At 57.6% G+C, this 24,067-nt stretch carries 26 protein-coding genes and 2 pseudogenes; 14 read left to right on the top strand and 14 right to left on the bottom strand.

What is annotated here, in order from left to right; genetic code table 11:
- Nucleotides 1–11 precede the first annotated feature (11 nt).
- The 3 genes from LIW51_RS18360 to LIW51_RS18350 all read right to left on the bottom strand — a co-directional run bounded on the left by LIW51_RS18360 (nucleotide 12) and on the right by LIW51_RS18350 (nucleotide 1,760).
- Nucleotides 12–188, bottom strand: a complete 177-nt coding sequence (locus tag LIW51_RS18360; RefSeq protein ID WP_227377905.1) for a hypothetical protein — start codon at nucleotides 186–188, stop codon at nucleotides 12–14.
- 412 nt (nucleotides 189–600) lie between these two features.
- Nucleotides 601–1,179 carry a SprT family zinc-dependent metalloprotease gene (locus LIW51_RS18355; protein WP_227377904.1) on the bottom strand — a complete coding sequence of 193 codons (579 nt, stop codon included), beginning with the start codon at nucleotides 1,177–1,179 and terminating at the stop codon, nucleotides 601–603.
- A gap of 83 nt (nucleotides 1,180–1,262) precedes the next feature.
- Entirely contained in the window at nucleotides 1,263–1,760 is a 498-nt protein-coding gene (locus LIW51_RS18350; RefSeq protein ID WP_227377903.1) for a DUF8118 domain-containing protein, read from the bottom strand.
- Between the two features lie 73 nt (nucleotides 1,761–1,833).
- Between LIW51_RS18350 and LIW51_RS18345 the strand changes: the two genes are divergently transcribed.
- From LIW51_RS18345 to LIW51_RS18330, 4 genes are all read left to right on the top strand, one after another.
- Nucleotides 1,834–2,187, top strand: coding sequence for an HTH domain-containing protein (locus LIW51_RS18345; RefSeq protein ID WP_227377902.1), 354 nt, complete (start codon nucleotides 1,834–1,836; stop codon nucleotides 2,185–2,187).
- Entirely contained in the window at nucleotides 2,184–2,618 is a 435-nt protein-coding gene (locus LIW51_RS18340) for a type II toxin-antitoxin system VapC family toxin (RefSeq protein ID WP_227377901.1), read from the top strand. Before LIW51_RS18345 ends, LIW51_RS18340 begins: the two co-directional genes overlap by 4 nt.
- 181 nt (nucleotides 2,619–2,799) lie before the next feature.
- Entirely contained in the window at nucleotides 2,800–3,876 is a 1,077-nt protein-coding gene (gene prf1, locus LIW51_RS18335; RefSeq protein WP_227377900.1) for a peptide chain release factor aRF-1, read from the top strand.
- 112 nt (nucleotides 3,877–3,988) lie between these two features.
- Nucleotides 3,989–4,162 (top strand): hypothetical protein, encoded by a 174-nt coding sequence (locus LIW51_RS18330; RefSeq protein ID WP_227377899.1) that lies wholly within the window; start codon nucleotides 3,989–3,991, stop codon nucleotides 4,160–4,162.
- Between the two features lie 181 nt (nucleotides 4,163–4,343).
- Here LIW51_RS18330 and LIW51_RS18325 read toward each other — a convergent pair whose 3' ends face one another.
- The gene (locus LIW51_RS18325) at nucleotides 4,344–4,802 is read right to left on the bottom strand and encodes a zinc ribbon domain-containing protein (protein WP_227377898.1); all 459 of its coding nucleotides are present in this window, start codon (nucleotides 4,800–4,802) and stop codon (nucleotides 4,344–4,346) included.
- Between the two features lie 412 nt (nucleotides 4,803–5,214).
- Here LIW51_RS18325 and LIW51_RS18320 point away from each other — a divergent pair, with 412 nt between their 5' ends.
- The 5 genes from LIW51_RS18320 to LIW51_RS18300 all read left to right on the top strand — a co-directional run bounded on the left by LIW51_RS18320 (nucleotide 5,215) and on the right by LIW51_RS18300 (nucleotide 7,276).
- Complete coding sequence (locus LIW51_RS18320) at nucleotides 5,215–5,397, top strand: DUF8008 family protein (RefSeq protein ID WP_497007398.1); 183 nt, start codon at nucleotides 5,215–5,217, stop codon at nucleotides 5,395–5,397.
- Nucleotides 5,398–5,687: 290 nt separating this feature from the next.
- Nucleotides 5,688–5,939 carry a hypothetical protein gene (locus LIW51_RS18315; RefSeq protein ID WP_227377896.1) on the top strand — a complete coding sequence of 84 codons (252 nt, stop codon included), beginning with the start codon at nucleotides 5,688–5,690 and terminating at the stop codon, nucleotides 5,937–5,939.
- Nucleotides 5,936–6,415 (top strand): PIN domain-containing protein, encoded by a 480-nt coding sequence (locus LIW51_RS18310; protein WP_227377895.1) that lies wholly within the window; start codon nucleotides 5,936–5,938, stop codon nucleotides 6,413–6,415. Before LIW51_RS18315 ends, LIW51_RS18310 begins: the two co-directional genes overlap by 4 nt.
- 63 nt (nucleotides 6,416–6,478) lie before the next feature.
- The gene (locus tag LIW51_RS18305) at nucleotides 6,479–6,709 is read left to right on the top strand and encodes a hypothetical protein (RefSeq protein ID WP_227377894.1); all 231 of its coding nucleotides are present in this window, start codon (nucleotides 6,479–6,481) and stop codon (nucleotides 6,707–6,709) included.
- 279 nt (nucleotides 6,710–6,988) lie between these two features.
- A complete protein-coding gene (locus LIW51_RS18300; protein ID WP_227377893.1) occupies nucleotides 6,989–7,276 on the top strand; it encodes a hypothetical protein in 288 nt (95 codons plus the stop codon).
- On the opposite strand, the gene LIW51_RS18295 is transcribed toward LIW51_RS18300, so the two are convergent.
- The 8 genes and pseudogenes from LIW51_RS18295 to LIW51_RS18255 all read right to left on the bottom strand — a co-directional run bounded on the left by LIW51_RS18295 (nucleotide 7,273) and on the right by LIW51_RS18255 (nucleotide 16,914).
- Nucleotides 7,273–7,500 (bottom strand): hypothetical protein, encoded by a 228-nt coding sequence (locus LIW51_RS18295; protein WP_227377892.1) that lies wholly within the window; start codon nucleotides 7,498–7,500, stop codon nucleotides 7,273–7,275. The genes LIW51_RS18300 and LIW51_RS18295 overlap by 4 nt on opposite strands.
- Before the next feature lie 366 nt (nucleotides 7,501–7,866).
- Nucleotides 7,867–9,288: a TIGR00366 family protein gene (locus LIW51_RS18290; RefSeq protein WP_227377891.1), complete on the bottom strand. Its 1,422-nt coding sequence runs from the start codon at nucleotides 9,286–9,288 to the stop codon at nucleotides 7,867–7,869.
- A 378-nt stretch (nucleotides 9,289–9,666) separates the two neighbouring features.
- Nucleotides 9,667–11,319, bottom strand: a complete 1,653-nt coding sequence (locus LIW51_RS18285; protein WP_227377890.1) for an acetate--CoA ligase — start codon at nucleotides 11,317–11,319, stop codon at nucleotides 9,667–9,669.
- A 116-nt stretch (nucleotides 11,320–11,435) separates the two neighbouring features.
- Nucleotides 11,436–12,200, bottom strand: a complete 765-nt coding sequence (locus LIW51_RS18280) for an enoyl-CoA hydratase/isomerase family protein (RefSeq protein WP_227377889.1) — start codon at nucleotides 12,198–12,200, stop codon at nucleotides 11,436–11,438.
- A 178-nt stretch (nucleotides 12,201–12,378) separates the two neighbouring features.
- Nucleotides 12,379–13,125: pseudogene (locus LIW51_RS38615) on the bottom strand (LLM class flavin-dependent oxidoreductase).
- A 151-nt stretch (nucleotides 13,126–13,276) separates the two neighbouring features.
- Nucleotides 13,277–14,491 (bottom strand): acyl-CoA dehydrogenase family protein, encoded by a 1,215-nt coding sequence (locus LIW51_RS18265; protein ID WP_227377888.1) that lies wholly within the window; start codon nucleotides 14,489–14,491, stop codon nucleotides 13,277–13,279.
- Nucleotides 14,492–14,599: 108 nt separating this feature from the next.
- A complete protein-coding gene (locus tag LIW51_RS18260) occupies nucleotides 14,600–15,373 on the bottom strand; it encodes an SDR family NAD(P)-dependent oxidoreductase (protein ID WP_227377887.1) in 774 nt (257 codons plus the stop codon).
- Nucleotides 15,370–16,914 (bottom strand): class I adenylate-forming enzyme family protein, encoded by a 1,545-nt coding sequence (locus LIW51_RS18255; protein WP_227377886.1) that lies wholly within the window; start codon nucleotides 16,912–16,914, stop codon nucleotides 15,370–15,372. Before LIW51_RS18255 ends, LIW51_RS18260 begins: the two co-directional genes overlap by 4 nt.
- A gap of 218 nt (nucleotides 16,915–17,132) precedes the next feature.
- Here LIW51_RS18255 and LIW51_RS18250 point away from each other — a divergent pair, with 218 nt between their 5' ends.
- The gene (locus LIW51_RS18250; protein ID WP_227377885.1) at nucleotides 17,133–18,302 is read left to right on the top strand and encodes an iron-containing alcohol dehydrogenase family protein; all 1,170 of its coding nucleotides are present in this window, start codon (nucleotides 17,133–17,135) and stop codon (nucleotides 18,300–18,302) included.
- 239 nt (nucleotides 18,303–18,541) lie between these two features.
- Here LIW51_RS18250 and LIW51_RS18245 read toward each other — a convergent pair whose 3' ends face one another.
- Nucleotides 18,542–19,609, bottom strand: coding sequence for a phosphotransferase family protein (locus LIW51_RS18245; RefSeq protein ID WP_227377884.1), 1,068 nt, complete (start codon nucleotides 19,607–19,609; stop codon nucleotides 18,542–18,544).
- A gap of 99 nt (nucleotides 19,610–19,708) precedes the next feature.
- On the opposite strand from LIW51_RS18245, the pseudogene LIW51_RS18240 reads away from it, so the two are divergent.
- The 3 genes and pseudogenes from LIW51_RS18240 (at nucleotide 19,709) to LIW51_RS18230 (ending at nucleotide 20,989) form a co-directional block, all read left to right on the top strand.
- Nucleotides 19,709–20,515, top strand: a pseudogene (locus LIW51_RS18240) (enolase C-terminal domain-like protein).
- Nucleotides 20,460–20,612 (top strand): hypothetical protein, encoded by a 153-nt coding sequence (locus tag LIW51_RS18235; protein WP_227378323.1) that lies wholly within the window; start codon nucleotides 20,460–20,462, stop codon nucleotides 20,610–20,612. Before LIW51_RS18240 ends, LIW51_RS18235 begins: the two are co-directional and overlap by 56 nt.
- Before the next feature lie 179 nt (nucleotides 20,613–20,791).
- Nucleotides 20,792–20,989: a hypothetical protein gene (locus LIW51_RS18230; RefSeq protein WP_227377883.1), complete on the top strand. Its 198-nt coding sequence runs from the start codon at nucleotides 20,792–20,794 to the stop codon at nucleotides 20,987–20,989.
- A 543-nt stretch (nucleotides 20,990–21,532) separates the two neighbouring features.
- Here LIW51_RS18230 and LIW51_RS18225 read toward each other — a convergent pair.
- Complete coding sequence (locus LIW51_RS18225; RefSeq protein WP_227377882.1) at nucleotides 21,533–22,237, bottom strand: HAD family hydrolase; 705 nt, start codon at nucleotides 22,235–22,237, stop codon at nucleotides 21,533–21,535.
- A gap of 104 nt (nucleotides 22,238–22,341) precedes the next feature.
- Between LIW51_RS18225 and LIW51_RS18220 the strand changes: the two genes are divergently transcribed.
- Nucleotides 22,342–23,997, top strand: coding sequence for a long-chain fatty acid--CoA ligase (locus tag LIW51_RS18220; RefSeq protein WP_227377881.1), 1,656 nt, complete (start codon nucleotides 22,342–22,344; stop codon nucleotides 23,995–23,997).
- The last annotated feature ends 70 nt before the right edge of the window (nucleotides 23,998–24,067 follow it).

Below are 24,067 nucleotides of genomic sequence, written 5' to 3'. Positions count from 1 at the left end.
TAGTGAGAACACTATCGTTGCTCGTCGCGCTCGTCTTGGAGGTGCTCAACATGCGCTTCTAACCGACCAATCTTCCGTTCCATGCGGTCAAGGCGTTCGTCAACACTACCGCCCGACCGGACTCGAAGAATGAGGTACCCGAGGCCACCGAGGACTCCGAAAAGGATGGCGGCATACACGACTAGCATCAAGACTATAAATAGGAGCTCAAAACCATCAACAAGCTGAAGCAGTATCATTAAGTTAGATATAGTAAGAAAACAATATAACAGTTGGTTCCGCTCTCATCATTGTCGTTGAGCTCTTCACTTTACTACCCGAGTCGGAGCGTCTTAAGCGTCCCGACCGTTTCGTACTCCCATGTCCGAAGACAGTCCCGGGTGATCATCCTAACCATGCCTGTCACGACTGTTCGTAATCACACGACAGACAAGAAGAGAAAATTCAGTACGAGAAACAAAAGATAGTATGACATACTAACATTGGCGAATCAAACTTAAACCTCAAAGATCGACGCGCTACTCTGCAAGCCAACGGTATCACGTGAAAATCTTTCTCGTATCTAATCCTTGTCGCGAGAACTACTTAAACGAGAGTCGATCAGTGACCACCGCCCTCCTTGACGCGGATCGACCCACCACACTTGCTACACCTATACTGCTCGGGATTGCGGACGGTCTTCGAGCGTCGATACCGAGCAGTGCGACCGCCGCAGTCCTCGCAAACAAGCCACCACTTCGGCGCGGTGAATCGCTCACAGTGCTGCGAGGTGTCGAGAACGTCGGTCCAGCGGACGAACGTTCGCCCGTGATCCGCCTCGCCGGGCTCGTGGTACTGCCATGCGTGGATCAACTCGTGGCGAACGGTCTCGCTGAATTGCTCCCAGCCCTGTGAGTCGTAGGCGTCCCACGTGAGCGAGATTGTAATCTCGTCCGTCTGTGGGTCGTATGTCGTCACTCCTGCTGTTCGTTGCGTGCGTTCCGAAATTTCCCAGTCGATGCGTTCGACGGGCAACGCAGGGAAGTGGTCGGCCGCAACCGTTGCGGCGTGCTGGCGGGCACGGTCGAGCAGCCCTGCCCGCGTCGTCGGGGCGGTGTCGTCGCCGACGGCAGTCGTCACGGTCATTTCCGAGAGCGTTCGCTGGGCGGCAACGTCGGAGAAAGTCAATTGGCGTGACATAAATTGAAAGGAGGTGTGAACGGTGATTAGCAGCAGTCGCCGAATTCGCCACCGAGCGCGCGTTTGTCGGTGGATTCCCGTCCTCACTCCTCACACCGCCAGTAGCGATGATCTGCGTTCCTATACTTATCGAAGCCGATATGTGGACCGATCACACGCGGCCCATCGTCGTCGGTGTCCTCCTCGTCCAATAGGAAGGCGTCGAGATGGTCGTCGGCAGCGGCGTTTTGGGTGGCTACCATGTGCTTGTAGAAGGCGTGTCGGTGGACGTGGTGCGGGCAGGTACACGCCATCACGTCGCCGCTCACGTCGTCCAGCGTGACGACGTATTGGTGGTCAGCGGGGGTGTCGTGACTCTCGTTGGCCACTTCGACCATGCCGGGGGCTTGGACCTCGTAGGAGAACTGTTCGGCCTGTGCGCGTTTCTGTGCCGGCTCGTCAACTTCAAGTTCCGTAGTCGGTTTCGTACTCATGGTCTTCTGGATCTCATTCAGGAAGACCAGTGCCGGGTGTTGGCGCACCCGGCGCGTTTCCACACGCCCGAGGGCACCGTTCTTCCCACCATATTGTATACGCCACATGGCCATAAAGGTTGGTATTCACCACATGGCATACACCAACAGGACTATACTTCGGTAGTGTGTACTGTGGCGTATGTCCAAAGACCGCAGTGATTCAGGGCGGTACGTCGAGACGGTGACACTCGCCGACGTACTCGCTATCTTCGAGGAAGTAGAGGGACCAGTAGTGACCTCTGGTGATGTCGCTGATGCCCTCGAGTGTTCCCGCGAGACCGCTCGACGGAAACTTGGGCAACTCGAGGACCAAGGCCGAGTGAAGAGTCGTCAGACTGCTGGACGAGTCGTCTGGTGGCTAGTCGATGAGGATTCGGTGAATGAGGTTGATCCAAATGATCCGATTTTTACGCGGACGACCTACAGCTCTGGAGAGTCCACTGATGCGTCCGAGCACGTGGATGACATCCTCTATGGAAACCGTTCGAGATGAGTCGCCCACTGCCACTATTCGTCGATACAGGAGGGTTGTACGCTACCTTTGACGAGGATGATGTGAATCACGAACAGGCGAATGCTGTGTTCGATGGAATGGAAGAAGGCGAGTATGGGCCGGTATTCACCAGTCGGTATGTGCTTTCGGAGTTTGCGACGTTAATGTTGTACCAGATTGGGTATACAGCGGCTGTTGAGGCGCTTTCGACAGTTCGACAGTCGAAGACGTTCAATATCCTGCCGGTGGGCAAGCAGACGTTCGACGCGGCGTGTGAGGAGTTCGAACGTTTTGACGATCAGCAGATTTCGTTTGTCGATCACACGAGTGCAGTGCTTGCCCGAGAACACGAGATAGAGCATATGTTCGCCTTCGACAGTGACTTTTCGACGATGGGGTTCGAGCGGGTGCCAGTCGATACAGAATCGTAACTCTCCAGAATTCTTTTAGCTGAGCAGTCCCTGTGTTGTGATATGCACCGCTCACATCCGTGCATCAATACGACCGTGCAGTCGATGAGCGGCATCGCTCTATTTTCATAGCTGGTGGCAGGGGTCGTTAGGTCGACCTCACGGAATTGCCAATCAACTACTCACAAGCCACCAGTCTACAATGTCGCAAACATACGACCTTCGCGAACAGATCGAGCAGCTCAAAGCGCTCACAGGGGATGGCACTGAACTCGTCACCGTTACCGTTCCCAACGGCAAGTCGTTGGGCTCGATCCGAGAGCGAATCGCCCAGGAATACGCTAGTGCCGAGAATATCAAATCTGATCAGACACGAGACCACGTCCAGCAAGCGCTCAAGCGCGTCCAGCGGATTCTTCGTCGATACGAAAGCACACCGGAGAATGGACTCGTGGTCTATGCGGGTGTCGTTGGAGGTGAGTTAATCTCGGCTGCCTTCGACGACTTGCCTACTCCAGTTGCTGAGTCTACGTACCGATGTGACGATCACTTCGATCTCTCTCCACTGAATGAAGCAGTAACGCCGAATGAGACCTTTGGACTCATCGTCATCGAACGCGGTGGTGCTGCCATTGGACGACTTGTTGGAGAGCGTATCATCCCGATTCGAACATTCGAAAGCCAAGTGATGGGAAAGTCTAGAGCTGGTGGGCAGTCGGCCCAGCGGTTCGAGCGCGATCGCGAACGACAAGTCCACGAGTTTTTCCAACAGGTCGGTGATATCGCTACCGATGCATTCACTGGTGACGAAGGAACGGTCACCGGCCTTGTCGTTGGTGGCACGCTTGGGACTGCAAAGCGGTTCGTCGCCGACGGCTACCTCGATCATCGGTTGCGCAATCGGCTGCTCGGAACGTACTCGGTCGAGTATGCGACCATGCAAGGGTTAGACCAGCTTGTCAAGAAAGCGGATGAACAACTGCTAGATGCCGAACAACGAGAAGGACGCGAGCAGCTCGATGAATTCTACTCGCGGCTTCGAGACGGAGAGCCTGTTGCGTATGGTATTGAGGAGGTAGAGCAAGCGACCAAGTTCGGAGCGGTCGAGTCGGTGCTCATTGCATCAACAGTGCCGCGAGACCAACAACAAGAGTTGGAAACAGCTATTGAACAGCAAGGTGGTGACGGGTATGTGATTTTGAGTGATACTGAACGCGGATCACAGTTCGTGAATGCCTTCAGTGGTGTTGGGGCACTACTTCGGTTTCCAGTGAAATAAGATCGCTTTCAGTTTCTAATTGTACGATGTCACTCGGGTAGTCACTGACACTGACGGAAATGCACAGCTGTCGAAGTTAGTAGACACAGCTGACGACAATATTCTTGCGGCGATGCGCGAGTCAGAGTTTCCGGCGGTGACCGCTCGGTGGGTGGCGGATACGCTTGAGATTGAGCGACCGTCCGCGCATCGACGGCTTGAGGAGTTGCACGAAAACAGAGAGGTCGAGCGGGGGAAGTTGAGTCCGCGTGTGGTTATCTGGTGGATTCCAGACGATAAGGAATGAAATCTGCTTGTAATCTCGATACCCAATTCGGCAAAATACACTAATCAATACTCAGCTCAAATATTGCAATGAATCGGAGATAAGTCCTTGTCGTTCGGGTTATAGCGAGGGCGGTTTCCAGTGAAAGGTTCCTCAGTGGACGACGGGCAACGCGAGGTGGTCGAAGGACGGTGACTTGGGTTCACACCGGGGCGATGGACACACCGATGAAGAACGCCACTAGGACGATGGTGGTGACGGCTCGGCGCGACATCGGCATCCCTTTGTCCCGTAGTTGCGGGCCGAAACGGTCGCGCACGATCGGCAGTACGAAGGCCCCCGTGGCGAGGATGATACTCCCGCCCACGAGGGCGCGAACAATGTTGCCACCCCCGGTGAGTGTGCCAATCCCACCGAGGATGAGAAACACGCCACTGACCCACGCAACGTAGGGGGCCAGTTGCGCAACGAGGTCATCATCGCCGGTTGACTGGGCAAGATCCTCGAAGGGATCATCCCGTGCCCGCCCCGATGGTGGGCGTCTGCCAGCGGTCGATTGCTCGTTCCGCGTCCCGCACTCGGGACAGAGCTCGGCTTCCTGTTTGATGGCGTTACCACACGAACCGCAGAATACTTCGTCCGCATCCTTCCGTCGTGGCATGCCTTTACCACCCTGCACCATTGCGTTCGAGTTCCGCTCGTGCGTCCTTGATGATTTTTCGCGTGTGGAACGGAACGATAATAAACCCGAGCACATACAGCATTGTCAATAGGAGACAGCCAATTGGCGTCAAATGCCGTCTTTAGCAGGAAAGGGGCTGAACTCGGTGCATTTACCTTTTCCAGGGATCGAAAGTAGTTGCAAACACGATTTTACACGCGGAGATCAGTCCTCCATTGTTATATGCAATTTTAAGGCCGTGATATCGCCTTTCGTACCTCAAAGATCGTCCAAAGAAAGGGGTAGGTACGAAGAGCGAACAAGCAGGTGTGACGAGAGCGTATCCACGGAAACACAAAAATCACTGAAAATCGCAGAATAGTCAGTTTCAGAGTATAAATCAAAACAGACGATGAACGCGATGCACAAACTTTCGAATGGCCGTCTCGGGAAGATCAAGCGCCAACGATCCAAGGACGGCTTGAGTTACAAAGAGACGCGGCTCGTCCTGAAAGCTGATATCGAACTTCCCGGTGAGGTGACGAGCAAGAACACGGACGATAGTCCGACCACAGACACGGTTGCCGGTGAGTAGCGTGGTCGGGACGAACTCACGCCCGAGAGGGCAGCATATCTAACACGAATCCCCACTCAATCGCGGATATGGACGCCTCGAATTGATACAGTTCGGGACTGACTCGGTACGGCTACTCGTGAGTACGGCAGTTGTATCGGCGTCTATCGGCTACAAACCAGCGGGAGGGGGAGAGCTGATACCGGCCACCGCGTTTGTGGTCGGGAATGCGTGATTGGGTCAATCGAGTTAGTTGGCGTCGAACTATGAATGACGATGATGTTTAAGTGACGCGACCCATATTCTCTACTATGGCAGCTGAAATCTCCGATCGTGTCCGTGAGATCGCCGAGGCACGGGGAGTCCCCGAGTCGGAGGTTTTCGAGCAAGCCCTTGAACTTGGAATCGCGGACCTCTGGGAGAACGTCATCCTCGGGAAGTACATCGACGGTGAGCTATCTCGCGAGGAGGCGATCGAACTGGTTGGGCTCGAAAACGTCCAGCAAGCCGATCGCGAAACAGCGGCCGTTGAAGAGGATGTTGACTGGGGTCTCGACGCGTGACGATCGTTGCGGTCGCGGATACCGGCCCACTCATCCACCTTGCAGAAATCGACGCCCTCGATTTGCTGACAGCAATCGACGAGCTACTGATTCCTGAAACAGTGTATGCAGAACTCGAAGAAGGAGGAGTTCCGCCGGAGTTCTCAAACCTTGAGTGGGAACGGATCGAGGTTGCACAACCAGTCGAGCGGGGTGCTGAACTGGATGCAGGCGAACGAGCGGCACTGGCAGTAGCTCTTGAACGAGATGAGATCGTCTTTCTCACCGACGACCTGGCAGCACGAGAGTTCGCTCAGGACCAGAATATCGAAGTCCACGGTTTGATTGGCTTGATTGCACTTGCGTATCATCGAGATGTTGTACCCAGCGATGATGCTGCGTCGCTTATGCGGGCCCTTCAAGCGGAAACAAGTCTCTTCATCACCGACGCGATCGTCGAACGTGGGATCAAACTGCTACAGTCGAATTCCGACTAAACCGCGAATGCAGGTCGTCAGCTCTTCAAGACGGTCCAGCGCTCAGAACAGAATACAGAGCTTGTGAACTTCCGCGAGAAACGCGCTGAGAGCCAGCGAGTCGAGGATAAGTATCTCAACGTCCTCGAGCACGCGAAGAACATCGCCAAAACGAATGACGTGATGGTCGCACGGTTAGGCTATCGCGAGGTTGCGACGCACTATGGCTGTGCGTACAAGAACGACGGCTATCGCGTCAGCCCCAAATCTGCCGCCCGCTCTAATGCCGCCACACTTCGCGTCGATTACGTGTAATCCTCTCGCTGCTTCGAAACCCAATTCGTGATTACCAGCTCACTCGGATCGACCGCCCCACGTTCAAGGCGATCAATCCATGACCGCAATTCCTCACAAACCGCCCTGGATCTAGATACTCATCGACTGCTCGAATGAGCTCTTTCTGCGCATCGTCGAGATACGACAGCGTACTCCGTTGCCGACACTCGATCCCCCGATACTTGTTGATGAGTATTAAAGAAGCGCACTGCAAGGGCGAGAAGGGTTAACTCGCTATGATACCTGATCTCAAGTACGATGATCGACAGCATAGAAAACGAAGTGGAGATGATTGGTCGGCACATAGACATTCTTGAGATGGTTATTAACAATGAACCCATCGGAATTGTCAAAATGTCGAACGAATTAGGCTATGCTCACCATGAGGTCCGTTATTCCCTTAGGGTCCTTGAAGAAGAGAATCTAATCAATCCGACAAACCAAGGCGCAGTGATAACCGATCGGGCGGGCCCGTTCATTGAGGATCTCGATGAGCAGATCAATGATATCAGAGCGAGACTTGATGCGCTAAGAGTTAGCGACTAATAATCAGTGAGTCGGAGCTTCCTCTCAACCTCATAGAGATGGCCTTTCATATAGAGGCGTTCGATAATATCCTTGGCAGCTGGCCGCTCAAGGTCTTCTTCCTCCTTGAGAATCGCATGCGCGTGCTCGTACGTGAGTTCTCCCTCATCCGGGAGTCTTCTCGCGAGTGCGTCGAGCACTTCTTGCGCAAGTGGTGTGAGAGGCGACGTCTCGTTTGGAACCACTGCTATTACAAAATTCACATTCTCGATAAGTAAACCCTCGGGTGACGTTTACTTCGTACCACTGTATAATTCGCTGCGACAAGAGGAATGAGCACACGGCGTGGGAGGATGGGTTGGGTTTTCGACGACTATATCAATTGCTTGATAGACGATCGCCAGCTCAGGAGGTTAACTAGACAGTGCCTTCCGGAAGAACCTCTCTCAGCGAACTGCCTCGGGGTCGACGACTGGCAGCCCGATCATTGCATTCACAGCCATTCGAAACGACCTCAAAGGGGTGAACCTGAGATAGATCGGATGAAATCAGCTTCGACAAAGTATCACGGTGGCAGACGAGGTGCCGATTGAGGCCGTGATTTCGGTCGTTTAGGCACCGAACCCGAGGAAGATCGTCATCGTAATCGCCATGATGATGAACCCGACAACCATCGCGACAGTGGTGTATCCGAGGATGTCCCGAGCCCGAAGTTTTGCGAGCGCAAGCGCCGGCAACGCCCAGAATGGCTGAATCATGTTTGTGAGTTGGTCACCCATCATTTCGATGATGACAGCAGTGTAAAGCGGCATCCCGAGTTCGCGCGTCGTCTCGAGAAGAATCGGCCCTTGGGCGACCCATTGGCCGCCGCCAGACGGGACGAAGACGTTGACGATGCCGGCACTGATGAGGCCGAGTACAGGCCACGTCAAGGGCGACGCGATATTTGCGAAGAAATTCGCAATGGTCGCGGCGAGGGCCGTCCCAGTGAGGAGACCCGCAATGCCGGCGTAGAAGGGGAACTGGAAGAGGATCCCCGCAACGTTTTCGACGCTCTTGTCCATCTGATTGACGAGACGCTTTGGCGTCACCCAAAGGATGATCGCACAGAAGATGAAGAAGGCGTTGATCGTATTGAGGTTGACTGCGCCAAGACCACTTTGGACAACGTCCGTAAGGAAGTAGTAGGCGGGGAAAATGGCGATTACTAACCCGATAACCCGCGAGGCGTTCAGTCGGTCGGCCAAGGTAGCATGTGCAACTCCACCATCGGTGGTGACGGCGGGGCCGGGAGTCTCGTCTTCCGTTGTCTCCAATCCGGCTTTGATCTCATTGTAAACGTTATCCGGTAGTTCCGAGATCTCCTCATTCTTATCGGGATGGAGACTCGCCATGATCACCGGGATAACGAGAAGGAGGAGTACGACGGTGACGATGTTGACGGTGCTCCCGATAGTCGCGCTGAGTGGGATGCCACCCTGTGCATACTTAGGGAACGTCGATGGAATAGCGTTTGGATCTGCCATAATGAGCCCGCTCGACGTCGTGATACCGGAGTGCCAGATCATCAACGCCGTGTATCCTGCTGCGATCAATAGCGGATAGTGTAGTTTGAGACCTTTCTCCTTACCCCGGAATGCGACCTGTCGTGCGATGACTGCACCAACAATCAGGCCGATAGCCCACGATATGAGTCCAGCGATCATCGCGACGAACGCCGTGAGTACGACGGCAGTGAATTGCGAGTTTGGGATATCGGCGAGTCGGCGCAGGAACCGAGACACCGCTGGTGATTTTGCGATTGCATCACCAACCAAAAGAGTCACTGAGAACTGCGCCATGAAGACGAGAAGCGTCCACACGCCACCTACCCAGGCATCCATCACGCCCGTAGGTGACGTACCGACGAGTAACGCCCCCACTGATGCAATAGCAGTAAGAAGTATGACGAGAACGTAGGGGTCGGGAACGTACTCCAAAGCAATGTCAGCAAACATTTCACCTAACCGCTTCACTGGATCTGTTATCGCCATCTCTGTGTTCCGTAAACGGATAAAACATATTTAATTGTTTGCCATGCTGTTGCATCCCACACACGGAGACAGATGGATTAAGTGAGATCAGTCATCTAGGGCCTTCACGCATCATCCTGAGAACGTGTGTTGTATACCGAAAATCGGCTGCGGAACGGCGCCGTGTGATCGTTCGTTCTCTCATACCTTCCCCGACACTGTCAAACAGGCAGAGGGCTAGTCGACTGGAGAAACGATCGGAAGAGGCTCTCTGATCGCAAGCGACGTGACGATTAAGGGCACGATGCGCAGATCTGCGCCAATGAATGACGTGTGCGTGAAGAGAGCTTCCTCGGGAAGCTGGTCGTCGTTCCCTGATCGGGTCTCTCTTGCTTCGAGCTACGCTTCTCGTTCACGAAGTTCGATTCGGCGTATCTTTCCGCTCGATGTCTTGGGGAGGTCGTCAATGAATTCGATCTCTCGTGGGTAAGCATGCTTAGCGAGACGGTTGCGGACAAACTCTCGAATCGAGGCGGCCAACTCATCGTCGGCATCAGTCTCCTCGGTCGTGACGACGTAGGCTTTTACGAGTTCACCCCGAGTCTCGTCGGGTACACCAACGACGGCCGCTTCCGCCACCGCTTCATGTTCAAGGAGCGTGCTCTCGACCTCGAACGGGCCAATCCGGTAGCCCGAGGAGATGATGACGTCGTCTGCGCGGCCGACGAACCAGAGATAGCCGTCCGCGTCTCGTTCGGCGGCATCACCCGTCAAGAAGAGGTTCTCGCCGTCGTGTTCGACCCACGCCGCCGCTGTCTTCCCTGGGGCGTTCCAGTACCCATCAAAGTAGGTTCCTTCCCCGCAGGCGACCGCGAGCTCGCCAACTTCGTCGACGTCAGTCTCCATGCTAGTCTCGGGGTCAACGACGCGAACGTCAAATCCAGGAAGTGGTCGACCCATGCTCCCCGGTTTGACCACCATCTCGCACGCATGATGGTTCCCGGCGACCATCCCACACTCGGTAACGCCGTAGTGATCATGGACCGTTACGCCGAGTTCTTCATCGAACCAGCGCATCACTTCTGGATTGAGTGGTTCGCCCGCGCTGTTCCCCTTTCGAAGCGAGAGGTCGTACGACTTGTGTGCATCACCGCTCGCCATGAGCCCTCGGTAGGCTGTCGGACTGGTGGCGAGGCTCGTGATGCCGTACCGTTCCATCACTGTGTACCACGCATCGGGGTCGAACTTGCCTTCGTAGAGGACGTTCGAGACGCCCATGCTGATGGGTGCAATGCCGGCGGTCAACAGTCCATACATCCAGCCCGGATCGGCCGCTCCCCAGACCGTCTCGCCCTCATGGAGCGCCATCGAACACTGGAGGTAGGGAGAGAGTGCGGCGAGGACGCGGTGAGTGAGTTCACAGCCCTTGGGCGGGCCAGTCGTGCCACTGGTGTACTCTAACGTACAGAGGTTCTCGGCTGACGTCTCGGCCGTCTCGTACGCCGCTGGCTGGTCACCGACGAGCGTCTCATACGCGAAATCCGCATCGTCGACGGCATCGGCGTCGCCATCGCGGTCGATCACGACCACGTTCTCGATTCCTATATCTGCCTCAACGGTGGTGATCTTCTCGCGGTACTCGACCGTCGTGATGACGGTCTTCACGCCTGCGTCGGCCGCACGGACCGCGATCGCGTTCGGACCGAACGCAGTGAACAGCGGTACGTAAACCGCGCCACGTCGCCAGATTCCAAGAAACGTCGGATAAAGTTCGGGAATCCGGGGGATCAGCGTCGCCACTGGCTCGCCGCGTTCGACATCAAGCGCCTCCAGTGCGTTTGCCACCCGCCCGCTTCGTTCGTCAAGGTTGGTGTAGGTCAGCGTCTCGCGTTCACCGTCTGCAGCACCTTCCCAGTGAATCGCCACGCCGTGGCCAACATGCCGACAGACGGTCTCGTGTACGATGTTGAATCGCTCGGGTCCATCCCAGTCGAAGCTATCCCAGACATCGTCCCATGAAAAGGCTGCCCGGAGTGCCTCGTATGTCGTCATTGGTGTGTCCTCCGATAGTTCACGCCAGCTCGTCGACCCACGTCATGACTACCCATACCATGCTACTCCTGCCATAACGACATAAACCTCAGTGTTGAGGCGGCCGTATGTAAGCGTCACTCAGCGAACGTTGGGTCGCGGTCTTCGAGAAATGACAGTGCACCCTCGCGGGCATCCGGCCCCAAGAACAGGTAGCCGAGTCCATTTCGCATGGCGTCGTCTTCACCACTGAAACGCAACGATGCGTTGAGCCAGGTCTTCGTCGTCTCGAGAGATGCCGGTGAGGAGCGCTTGAGTGCTGCCACGATCTCTTCGACAGCATCATCGAGATCGGTGTACTCGACGGCTCTCGCAAACAGCCCCCATTCGACAGCCTCCTCGGCGCTGAGTTCGCGGCCCGTCAGTGTGAGGTCGGCGGCCCGTTGGCGACCGATCAATCGTGCGAGCCGTTTGGCACCATAGAAGGGATACGCACCGATGCGCGTCTCGGGGAGCGCGAAGACGGCATCACGCGGAACCACCGTCAGATCCGCAGAGATTAGGAGTTCGAACCCCCCACCATAGGCCGAACCGTTGGCCTTTGCGATCACTGGAACGGGGGAGCACTCGATCGCGTTGAAGCAGCCGAGTACCGTATCCACGAGTTCACGAGCATCTCGAGGCGTCTCGATCTCTGCAAGCGAACTGATGTCATCACCGGCGCAAAACGCCCGCCCGCGACCGGTAAGCACGATCGCCCGAGCGCCGTCCTCGTCGGCGCGCCGAACGCCGTCGGCGACGGCCGTCCACATCTCGAGGGTCATTGCGTTCAACTTCTCGGGTCGCGCGAGTCGGATGGTGCTCACATTATCTTGTGACTCGTACTGGACCGTATCAGTCATACGTTGACTACCAACATCCCTCTCAATAGATGATCCGTTTTCGGAAAACTGCATCTGCGCCGGGAAATCGCTCGACGGGAGGCAGAATCGATCCCAAAGCGTCGCCGTCACCGGTTCGCCGGGGCGAGCACGTCCATGGTCTCGACGGCCAGTTCATCGTCGACCTGTCTTGGTACGGTCAGCATCGGTCGATCGATGACATCGGCGTCGAGAATGGCGTTAAGTCGGTCGATGGCGGCGTCGGTGTCCCGGCGACGCCGAGCGCATGCACCATCTCGTCGGTCACGGCGTCGCTCGCGCCCTCGCGGTCGCCGTTTCGCCAAGCGGTTGCGATGCGGTCGGCTTCCTCGAAGAAGGCGATGGCCCGCCGATACCCTTCACCACTCCCGATGTAGTACGCAAGGTGTCCGCGAAGCGCGTCGTAAGCCGCTGCCTCATCCGTACTTACTGCCGCTGGTATGTACGGAGCGACGGTGATCTCATTAGGATCCCGTCCGGTGTCCCTCGCCGCATCAGCGATGACTTCGAACGCATCCAAGAGGTGGTCGAAAGGAATGTTGTGTGGGATCCATCCATCACAGACGCGCAGGTCGCCCGCCGGTTGGCAGGACCGAGTGCCGCGTTATACACCGGAAGGTCCACACCAAGTCCGTCACACGTAACAAGTCACCGTCGTAGGTGACGCTGTCGGCGTCACTAAGATAGGCGTGGATGATCTCGCTGTCTCGTGAATTCGTCGAACTGGTTGGTCATAGGCAATTCCGTGGAGGTCTTCAATGGCTTTCGGCGTACTCGGTCCGACCCCGAGTGTGAGCCGTCCCGGCGCTATCCGGTTGACAGTAGCCGCGGCCATTGCGAGCACGGCCGATGATCGGGAGAAGATGTTGACGATGACAGTTCCGAGGTCGATCGTCGCTGTCGCCATGGCAAGTTCAGTGAGCTGAACGAACGCGTCGGTCCCCAGAGTTCGTTGACCCAGACGGAGTTGTAGCCGAGTTCTTCAGCCCGTTTTGCCACCGTCGCTGGTGATTCCGAGGTCACCGCCGGCAGGAGTAGTCCAAGTGCCACCTTGACGATTATCCCTGGTAGCGTGTGACGTTTGCTACCTCGGCGTCGTCAATGTCGGAAAACGAGTTACGGGCAATGACGCGCTTGTGCACCTCATCGGCTCCGTCGACAAACCGGAACTGGCGGACGTTCTCGTAGAAGTCGGCGATGGGCAGATCCTTCCCGATCCCGTTCGCGCCGCAGAACTGCATCGCCGTGTCGATTGCCTCCTGCACGACGTTCGACGTGTAGAGCTTACTCATCGACACCTCGATTCTGGCTTGGTTCCCTGCCGTGATCTGGTCGGCAGCGTGTCTCACCATGCAGCGGGCCGCGTGAAGTTCGGTCTCCGCCTCGGCAATCGCGAATCGAACGCTTTGTTTCTCGGCGATCGGTGACCCAAACGCCTCACGCTCCATGGCGTAGGCCTTCGCCACATCTAATGCACGCTGCGCCATCCCGGAATAGCGCATGCAGTGGGTGAGTCGAGCGGGACCCAGACGCTGCTGGGCGATGGTGAACCCCTCGTTCTCCTCACCCATGAGATTCTCCACGGGCACACGAACGTCTTCGAACCGAATCTCAGCATGACTGGTCCCAAGCATGTCGTCGGCCATATGCGGGATGCCACGCTCGATCTCGACACCAGGCGTGTTCGCGGGGACGAGGATGATTGAACAGCCCGAATAGGGATGCGCGTCGAGGTCGGTACGTGCCATCACGAGGAAGATATCGGCCTCCAACCCGTTCGTCGTCCACCACTTGTGGCCGTTAATGACCCACTCGTCGCCATCTCGTTCGGCCGTCGTCCGGATCATCTTTGGATCCGAGCCGCCGCCCTGCATCGGTTCGGTCATACAGAAGCCTGACCGAATCTCGCCAGCGACCAGCGGACGGAGCCACTCGTCTTTCTGTTCCTCACTCGCGACGAGTTCAAAGGTATGCATGTTCCCCTCGTCTGGAGCGTCGACCCGGATCGCTGGTGGGCCGAGGAGGCTCCGGCCTGCGGCCTCAAACGCTGGAAGGACGTCTCGAAAATCCATGCCCATTCCGCCGTACTCAGTCGAGATCTGTGGTGCGTAGATGTCTCGTTCGCGCGCTTCGGATCTGAGCTCAGCAAGTCCGTCGTCGGATATCGATTCCCGACCGAGGAGATCGCGCTCCGCTGGAATCACGATCTCGTCTACGAACTCGTCGACACGTGCCGCGACCACTTCTGCACGTTCAGAGTCGTCGTACTCCATATTCGTTTATCTTCGTTCTATGCTAAAAGTTCTCTCACATCGGCGATCTGCCCGGCAGTCTACCGAACGGACCGGTTCGGGTCTGTCATCCGTCCCGTCGAGCCGGTCTTAGCGAGCGGTCCAGCCACCGTCGACCGCGAGGCAGGTACCAGTCACGTAGCTTGCAGCGTCGCTTGCAAGGAAGACTACTGGGCCGGCCAACTCTGCGAGATCGGCGAAGCGATCCAAGGGCGTTCGATCGACGATCGACTGTCGGAGCGTGTCGTTCTCGCGCACCTCGGCCGTGAGCTCCGTCGCCACGTATCCTGGAGCAACGACGTTCGCGCGCACATCAGGTGCCCAATCGAGTGCAATGCTCTTCGTGACGCCGACGAGCCCGTGTTTCGATGCGACATACGGATGCTGACGCGGCAAGCCAACCAAGCCACCGACACTCGCGATGTTGATGAGCGACCCCCCGTCGCTTTCCCCCAGGTAAGCAGCCGCCTCCTGCGCACAGCGAAATGCGCCTCGGAGGTTGACGTCAAGGACGAAATCGTAGCCCTCGGGGTCGACGTTTTCGGGGCGACCGAGTGCGGACGCCGGGTTGACGCCGGCATTATTTACGACGACGTCAATGCCGCCGAAGGCGTCAGCCGTCTGCTCGAATAACGCGCGCACGTCATCGTCGTCAGTCACGTCTGTCGGCACGGCAAGCGAGTCGACGCCGTGAGACTCAACGGTCTGGATGGCCGCCTCCACGTCTGATTCCGTCCGCGAGGTGGGGACGACCGTCGCACCGGTGCTCGCCAGACCCTCAGCGATGGCGAGCCCGATCCCTCTCGTTCCGCCGGTGACGACAGCGATGCGCCCCGAGAGATCGAACTGATCAGGGACGTTCATCTGCTCGCCTCCGTAGCCTCGCGATCCCAGTGCTCAGGGTCATTCTCGCGCTCGCGCGTACGGAGCTTCTGTTTTTGGATCTTCCCGGTCGGCGTGTACGGGAACTCATCGACGAATTCGACATACCGCGGAATCTTAAACGGTGCGAGATGGGATTGGCAGGTGGCGATGATCTCCTCTTCGGTCAGTTGATGACCGTCTTTGACTCGGACGAGCGTCTTGACGACCTCCGTATAGAACTCATCAGGACTGGGGATGACCGCCACCTCATCGACCGGATCAAGTGCCTTGATGACGCCCTCGACCTCATAGGAGGAGATGTTCTCGCCACCACGGCGGACGATGTCTTTCTTTCGGTCAAGGAAGTAGACGAAGCCGTCCTCGTCCATCTTTCCGTAGTCGCCCGTGTAGAACCAACCGTCGACCACCGCCTCCGCAGTCTTCTCGGGCTGGCGATGGTAGCCGGCCATGAGCGCCGGACACTGCTGGACAATCTCACCCCTCTCGCCCGTTGAGACGGGCTCTCCGTCGTCGTCGACGATCCGAATCCGCTTCTCCGCCGGCGGCAGTCCGATGCTCCCGATCCGGCGTTTCTCAGGCTCAGTTGGATTGAGCAAGAGGAGCGGATCCTCAGTGAGTGAGTACCCTTCGACGACACGAAGGCCGAATCGCTCTTCGAACGGTTCGATGAGCTCCGGCGGTGTGCCGGCCGAAAACACGAGTTCGACCGGATGGTCGGCATCATCGGGTGACTCGGGCACATTGTCGAGCATCTTGAGCATGCTCCCCATCGCGTTGAACTCCGTCACGCCGTGGTCACGACACCAGTCCCACCACTGTGATGAGGAGAACCGTTCGTAGATGACGACCTCCGCCCCCGCCGCCGCGGCGCCGAGCGTCGAATAGATCTGCGCGTTGGCGTGGAACAGGGGCAAGGCGCTAAAGAGTGTATCCTGGAACATGAACCCCATCCGCTTTTGAAAATCGATGGCGCTGCGCGTCCAGTTCTCGTGTTGGCACTCGACGGCCTTCGGTGGTCCCGTTGTCCCGGAGGTGTAAATGTGGAGGCCGACGGAGCTCTCATCGCCATCGTGTGGGTCGACCGCGGTCAGCTGGTCGGTCGTAAGCACCGACAGTGATTCATAGTCGGGGATGGGGTCGGTCGTCAGAATTCGCGTCACAGATGTCTCTGTCGCTGCTTGCTCGGCGACCTCTATGAGTTCGGGCGTCGTGACGAGGATATCCGGCTGTGAGAGCTCGAGCGAGTGGCGCAGCTCGTTTGGTGTGTACTCCGGATTTGACGGCGCCGTGACGCTGTCGAGGTATGCGTTCGCGAACATGAGAAACAGAAACTCCGGCCGGTTCGGGAGGAAGAGGCCGACCGCATCGCCGGCATCAACGCCGAGCGACGCGAGCATGTTCGCGTATCGTTTCGAGATCTCGGCTGTCTCCTCATAGCTGTAGCGATCGTCGGAAAACGTCAGAAACGGCTTTCCTGGCGTCTTCTCTACGCGAGCGTCAAGCAACTCTTCGATTCGCATTCCTGGATTGACGTACGTGCACCCACCACATGTATATTGCCATTAGTCAACATATGACCAGGCGAGTACTACATCGGACATCGTCATGACAGAAACCATTGCCAAGCAACATGCAGCTCGCCTCACCGTGGCAGCTCCACCAGACCGGTAGTGGGGGTCGTTCCACCGATTTGGTGTGTCGTGTTAACATTCATAATCGCGCAACGCATGGCAGTCATATGATACGCGACCATCGATATGAGACCGCTCGATTTTTGTGGGGCGACGGTGCGCTCGGCCGGCTGGCGGAACTGCTACCGGATGTGGGCGTCGAACGGGCGATGATCGTCTGCGGGGAGAACGTCGGCGCGAACGAGGCGCTGATCGGGCCGATCGTCGACGCGCTCGGTGACCGGCATGCCGGGACGTACGCCGGAGCACGGAGCGACACTCCATTGCAGACGGTGGAGGCGGGCGTCGAGGCGTTCGACCGTCACGATATCGACGGACTCGTGAGCGTCGGGGGTGGAAGCGCCAGCGATACGGCGAAGGCGATCTCCGTTTTCTCCGCCGAGAGCGAGCGGACCCTCCACGAGATGAAGACGCGGACAACCGCCGCTGGGGAGTCGTACATACCTGACCTACCGGCGGAGAAGACGCCGGTCTTTGCGGTGTCGACGACGTTGTCAGCCGCGGAGGTGACGGACATCTTCGGCGTCACCGACGAGGGGGCCGGAGACAAGGCCGTCGTGCTCGACGAGCAGATCCGGCCGCGTGCCTGTATCTACGACTCGGCCGCGACAGCGACGACGCCGCCGGCGATCATCGCCAGTACTGGGATGAACGCGCTCGACCACGCGGTAGAGATTCTCTACTCTGACGGTCATGCCGAGAATCCGTTCTACCAGGCGACCGCCGAGAAGGCCATCGACCTTCTCGTCATGAACCTCCCAGCGGCAGTCAATGAGCGCGACCCCGAGGCACTGGTGGCTGCACAGCTTGGCGCCGGACTCAGCGGCTTCGGCATCGTCGGCGGCATTAGCATCAATCACGGAATCAACCACGCCCTCTGCGCTCGCCACCCCGTCTCACACGGCGACGGCAACAGTATCCTGCTCCCCCACGGCATCCGCTTTACCTTCGACGCGGTTCCCGAGCGGATGCACCGTCTCGCAAGTGCCCTAGGTGTTGAGGTGACCGACCCCAATACGATGCTGGAGGGGATGTGCGAGACGATTCGAGCGCTGCAAGAGGAAATCGGTGTGCCGTGGCGACTCCGCGACGTGGGCGTCGACCGCGACGATTTCGAGGCGATGGCCGCGGTCGCCGCTCACGACTCGGCGATGGCTAATAGTCCGAAACGAGTCACCGAGTCGGACATCGTCGACCTACTTGAAGCGGCCTGGTAACGGCCGCTTGAAGTGGATCTAACCGAGAGCACCGTCTGAATCACGATGGCTTGGATGAGACCGCTGGTAATGAGGTTGTGGACCATTGACTCTTGCTGGCATTTGCGGTGCCGTGAATCGGTTGAGGGAGGGAGCGATGAACGTGATGCACTCTGACGCTTGCCCGTCTTAGTGGACGGGTGTGATTTGATGGGATCGCCAACACTCAGATTTCTTGAAGGAGCGTGTTTCTAAGCTCGTTACCACGCCCGGGAGCCACGGATGGCATCGCGCGCGTACGCCAGGAGCGTCGGCGTTCCCTCGTCCATGGCAGCATAGAGCGGATCGTCGCTGTCGCCCGCGAGATATCTCGCATAGAACATTTCACAGACACCTGCCAGCTTGTACGTTGCGAGTACCTGATAGAAGGTCGGATGTTCGAAGGTAAAACCCATCTGTTCCTCATACCGTTCGATGAGGTCACGACGGCTCAGATATCCATCGCGAGCCGTGAACGCGGGCATCAGCTCCGGGATTAGCGGCTCTGCATCTGGGTCGTCGTGCCAAAATAGCAGCATCCAGCCGAGATCGGAAAGCGGCGCACCCAACGTACAGAGCTCCCAATCGACGACGGCGTTCACGCGAGGCGGCGTTCCCGGCGCGAGAATGACATTGTCGAGCTTGTAGTCGCCGTGGACGAGTGTCTGCTCCGCCGGCTCAGGACAGGCATCGTCGAGCCACGTCTCTACCTCCTCACGGCCTGGTAGTCCCTCCGGGCGGTTCGTCCTGCCGGTTGCCCACTCGAGTTGTTTCCCCCAGCGATCGACCTGACGGCGGAGGTAGCCCTCGGGGCGCCCAAAGTCGCTGAGCCCGACCGACTCATAGTCTAAGTCATGAATTGCGGCAAGTGAATCGACGAGCGTCTGTCCAACCTCCGCGCGCCGCTCAGGAGTCGCGAATCGGTCTGGTTCGACGAGGCGGACGACCTCACCGTCGACCCGCTCCATGAGATAGAACTCACCCCCAATAATGGACTCGTCCTCACAGTAGAGGACCGTCGGCGGGACTGGCACGGCTGTCCCCTGGAGCGCCGCCATGACACGGAACTCGCGACCGACGTCGTGCGCCGTGTCCGCGGTTTCGCCCGGCGGCGGGCGTCGCAGGACGAGTTCCCGATCGTTCCAGGTCACAAAGAGTGTCTCATTCGAGTGGCCTTCCTGATGCCATTCAATAGCATACGTCTTAGACTCACCCAGCTTAGAGGCAAGGTACGCTCGGAGTCGTTGCTCATCCACGAGCCGATCCTCGTAACTTCCGTCCTCGGCCATCGGTCTCAGTTCTCGGACCAGCACCTAATATTCTCGGACCATCTGAGCGACCAAGTGCAAGACGAATGCCGCAATGCAACCATCCTCTAGATACTGCTAATGCCATCTCGAAGTCTGGCCACGATACATGACAGAATTTTCTACGCTCTGTATTGCCGCTGTAAGTATGTCTACTCCGATTTCGAACGCTTCCTCGTCGACGTCGAACCGCGCAGTATGATCTATCAACTCCTCAGTGGACGAGCGAGTGAGGTGAAGGCATACGCCACGTTCCCGATCGAGAAATCGCCAGACGAGTTAGTAGACGCGGCGGAATGGCTGGCGGAGAAGGGCTTTGAAGCGATGAAAATCGGCGCCGGGTTTGGCGTCGCTGAGGACCGCGAGCGCATTACCACAGTGATGGAGAACATCCCTACGGACTTTGGACTCGCCATCGATACCAATACGTCGTATACATACGATGAGGCTCTCACCGTCGCCAAGACAGCGAGTCAACTAGAACTCGAGTGGTTCGAATAGCCCATCTTCCACACAGATATCGAAGGCCAGGCAAAATTAAACTGCCACGTGTCAGTGCCGATTGCAGGCTATCAGACCCACACACCGCACTACCCTGCAGTAAATCACCTCCGCGCAAATGTACTGGAAATCTACCAACCCTCACTCGATTATGTTGGCGGTATCACCAGCGCGATGCGTGTTGCACATCTCGTCGAAGCGTTCAACAAGCGCCTTCTCCCGATGCATTGGGTCTGGCCATCAACTACGCGGCTAGTCTTCACGTCTCTGCGGCCAGTCGCGCCTGTTTGCTCAACGATTTGCTGTCCTTGGCGAAGACGCCGAGGTCCGGGTGAATACGTCGCTGGCCCCATACATCGAGAACCCCGAAGCGATTTATGTCCATAATGGTGGGAACATTCCTGCCCCTGAGGAGCCAGAACTTGGCGTTACACTCGACGAAGATACCCTCGAAGACTACCGTCTCAACTCCGCCGATATTTGATAGAATACTGGCCTGTCCGTTGAGGTATCATCGGTACCATCGTTGAAAACGAGTTTCTGGGAGTTCTCTATCAGGAAATCCGTATCTCCCTCAGTAGCTAACTCTGGCGTTTGAGCCTATCTCGTCCTTTCGTGATCTGCAACCACACGCTTATTCGAGCAGAAATCACATGTCATGGCATGCCACGGATCCCCTACGTTGACCAAGCAGAACTCCCTCTAGAGAATCATTCCTTGCTCGACACCCTCTCCGATGAGCCCGAGTCCATTGCAGATCGCGCCCATTCCTTACGGGGCGAGACCTTGAACGTCTATCGTACGATGACGAACAACGTCGACCTCTTAGAGGCGTTCCAGACGTATGGTTCGGTAGTCTGAGATGAGACCGGTTTGACCACTTGAGAGCGGTAGTTCGTTATTCTGTCTGTCGCGTATCATACTGGCTCAGTGACCGAGTGGTACCAACACGTCCGCGTTGCACTTGATGAGGGGCTAACACCGACGGAGATCAGGGCGATCTCCAGTGGTGACGTCGATCGGTTCGATGCAAGCATTGCGTCCATCATCGACTACACGGAGCGTTTCGTCACGGGATCAGTCGACGATGCGACTCACCAACGGCTCAGTACCTATTACACCGACGAAATCGGCTTGGCATCGGCATGCTCGCAGGGAACTATCTCGGTCTATCTCGCGTACTTGATACACTGCAGGTCGACACCGAGGTTGAGTTCGTCGGATGGGGCTCGAAAATTTGTAAGCAGATCTGCTCAGCACCACGGTAACGGTAAGTGTGACATGGTTACCAGCAACCGACGCTTTCTGGGAAGAGATCCTCTCCAATTTGTCCGCGTGTCACGGCGTTAAACGATAATGTTCACCGCTCGGCTGCGCATCCAGAACGTCGCTCACGGAGAATCCTTAGCACCGGGCATCGACGATATCAAGAATATCGCGTAGATCGTCGACGCGATAGTCGACAGCCGGGCCGTCGTCAGCGCCATACGCGACGGTCTGGAGACCGACATCGGCCGCCCCTGCCATGTCGTGTTTATACCGATCCCCGATCATGAGGGCGCTTGACGGGAGAACGTCGGCCTTCCCCAGTGCCGTCTTGAACATTGCCGGCGCGGGTTTCGTCTGGCCGACCGATTGGGAAGTCGTGATCGAGTCGAACGCGTCTTCAAGGCCGAAACACTCTAAGATAAGCTGCGCTTCGGCACCGTCGATATCGCTGATAATTCCGACGTGGAGATCGGTCGTCGCGAGTCGTTCGACCGTCTCGACGGCTCCGGGATTTGGCCGAAGCGTCTTTCGTTGGACCTGCTCGAACAGCGACCGCCACTCGTTCTGAGGAATGGGTTCGCCGATCACCGCTTCGACGGCGATTCGATACGCAACCTGCGACGAGCGGAACTCCGTCCCCTCCCGTTCGCGGAAGTAGCGGCCGATCTCGGTTCGCCATGTCTCGAGCGCCTCGTTGACAGATGCCAGAAGACCATGCTCACGGGCCAATGCCTCGATGAAACGCCGATGCGATGTGCGTGCCGACTCGATAGCTAAGAGCACGCCGCCGATATCCCAGAACACGGCTGCCCAGTCGGTTGTATTGTCGTTCACGCCCATCGTTAGTGGGCCGCTGGGATGAAACCACCGCCGGTTAACGTATCGAGTAAACTGTCACAGTCGCAAGGATTAATGATGAGGGATACCATCTATCACGGCAGACCATGGTGTCTACGGATCTCACATTACAGCCATTTTACTGGCGCGCAACGAATCTCTTTCCTGAGAAAGAGATCGTCTCTCGGGGTCCAGACGGCAAGACGCGCTACACCTACCAGAAGTTCGGTGACCGAACGCGGGCACTCGCGGGTGCGCTGTCGGCGCTTGGCGTCGAATCGGGCGACCGGGTCGGAACGGTCGGCTGGAACACCCATCGCCACTACGAAGCGTACTTCGCGATCCCGTTGATGGGCGCCCAGCTTCACACGATCAACGCTGTCCTCCCCGACGACCACGTCGAGTACATCGTTAACGACGCTCAGGACGAAGTGCTTCTCGTTGACCCCGGTGAGCCGTTCAAGACGATCGAGCGGCTCTGGGACCGCTTCGACGACGTTCGTGAGGTCATCGTACTTAGCGATGAACATCCCAAGACCGATCTCGATTGCGTCTCTACCGTCGAGGAGCTAGTGGCTGATGCCGATCCACTCGAGTGGCCCGACCTCTCAGAAGACCAGCCGGCGGGCATGTGTTACACGTCTGGAACGACCGGGAAACCGAAAGGCGTCGAGTACACCCAGAAGATGATCTACAGTCATGCGATGATGGTGGCGACACCGTCGGCCATCGGCGTCGACGAGAGCGACGTAATCATGCATGTCGTCCCAATGTATCACGTCAACTCCTGGGAATTTCCGTTCTCTGCGGCGATGGCGGGAGCGAAGCAGGTTTATCCCGGACCATCGCCGGATCCGGCGACGCTCGCTCGCCTCATCGAGGAGGAGGAAGTCACCCTGACCGCCGGCGTGCCGACCGTCTGGATCAACCTGCTCGACTACCTCGACGATCATGACGCCGACATCAGCAGCCTCGATCGCATCGTCGTCGGCGGGAGCGCGGCGCCGAGCGCGGTAATGCGGCGCTTCGAGGACGAGTATGATGTCGTCCTCGAGCATGCGTGGGGAATGACCGAGACGATGAGCATCGGGAGTGTCTCACGTCCGAAGAGCCATATGCACGGATGGAGCCGGGAGAAGCGGTTCGAGAAGCGAGCCAAGCAGGGACTGCTCTCCCCGGGCGTGGAGATGAAACTCGTCGACGATAACGGCGAGGAGCTGCCGTGGGACGGTGAGTCGGTCGGCGAACTGTACGTTCGTGGGCCGACCGTCGTCTCCGAGTACTACAACCGACCGGAGGCGAACGAGGAGGGCTTCGAGGATGGCTGGCTGCGGACTGGCGATATCGCGACGGTCGACGCAGACGGCTATCTCGAACTCGTCGATCGCGCAAAGGACATCATCAAGAGCGGCGGTGAGTGGATCTCCAGCATCGATCTAGAGAATGAGCTCATGGAACACGACGACATCACCGAGGCAGCTGTCATCGCCGTCCCGCACGACCGGTGGCGCGAGCGTCCGGTCGCGTGCATCAAGCCGAAATCAGGGGCGGATCTCACGGCCGACGACGTGCTGGCGTTCCTTGAGGAGTCATATCCGCGTTGGTGGCTCCCGGACAACATCATCTTCGTCGATAGCGTGCCAAAGACCGCGACCGGAAAGTTCGACAAGAAACGGCTCCGCGAGAGCTATGAGGATGCTGACCTCCCCCGTGCCCCTGGAGGGAGCAGTGAGGGGAATGAGAACGTCGGTGACGATGATTGAGATTGAGTCGCCGACCGCCCCGCTTGGCCCGCCGATGAGCGCGTGGGTTACCTATCCGTCGATCTCGCCT

It is taken from the genome of Haladaptatus halobius (assembly GCF_020618475.1).
GTDB lineage: Archaea > Halobacteriota > Halobacteria > Halobacteriales > Haladaptataceae > Haladaptatus > Haladaptatus halobius.
This window is presented reverse-complemented; position numbering and strand designations above follow the sequence as displayed.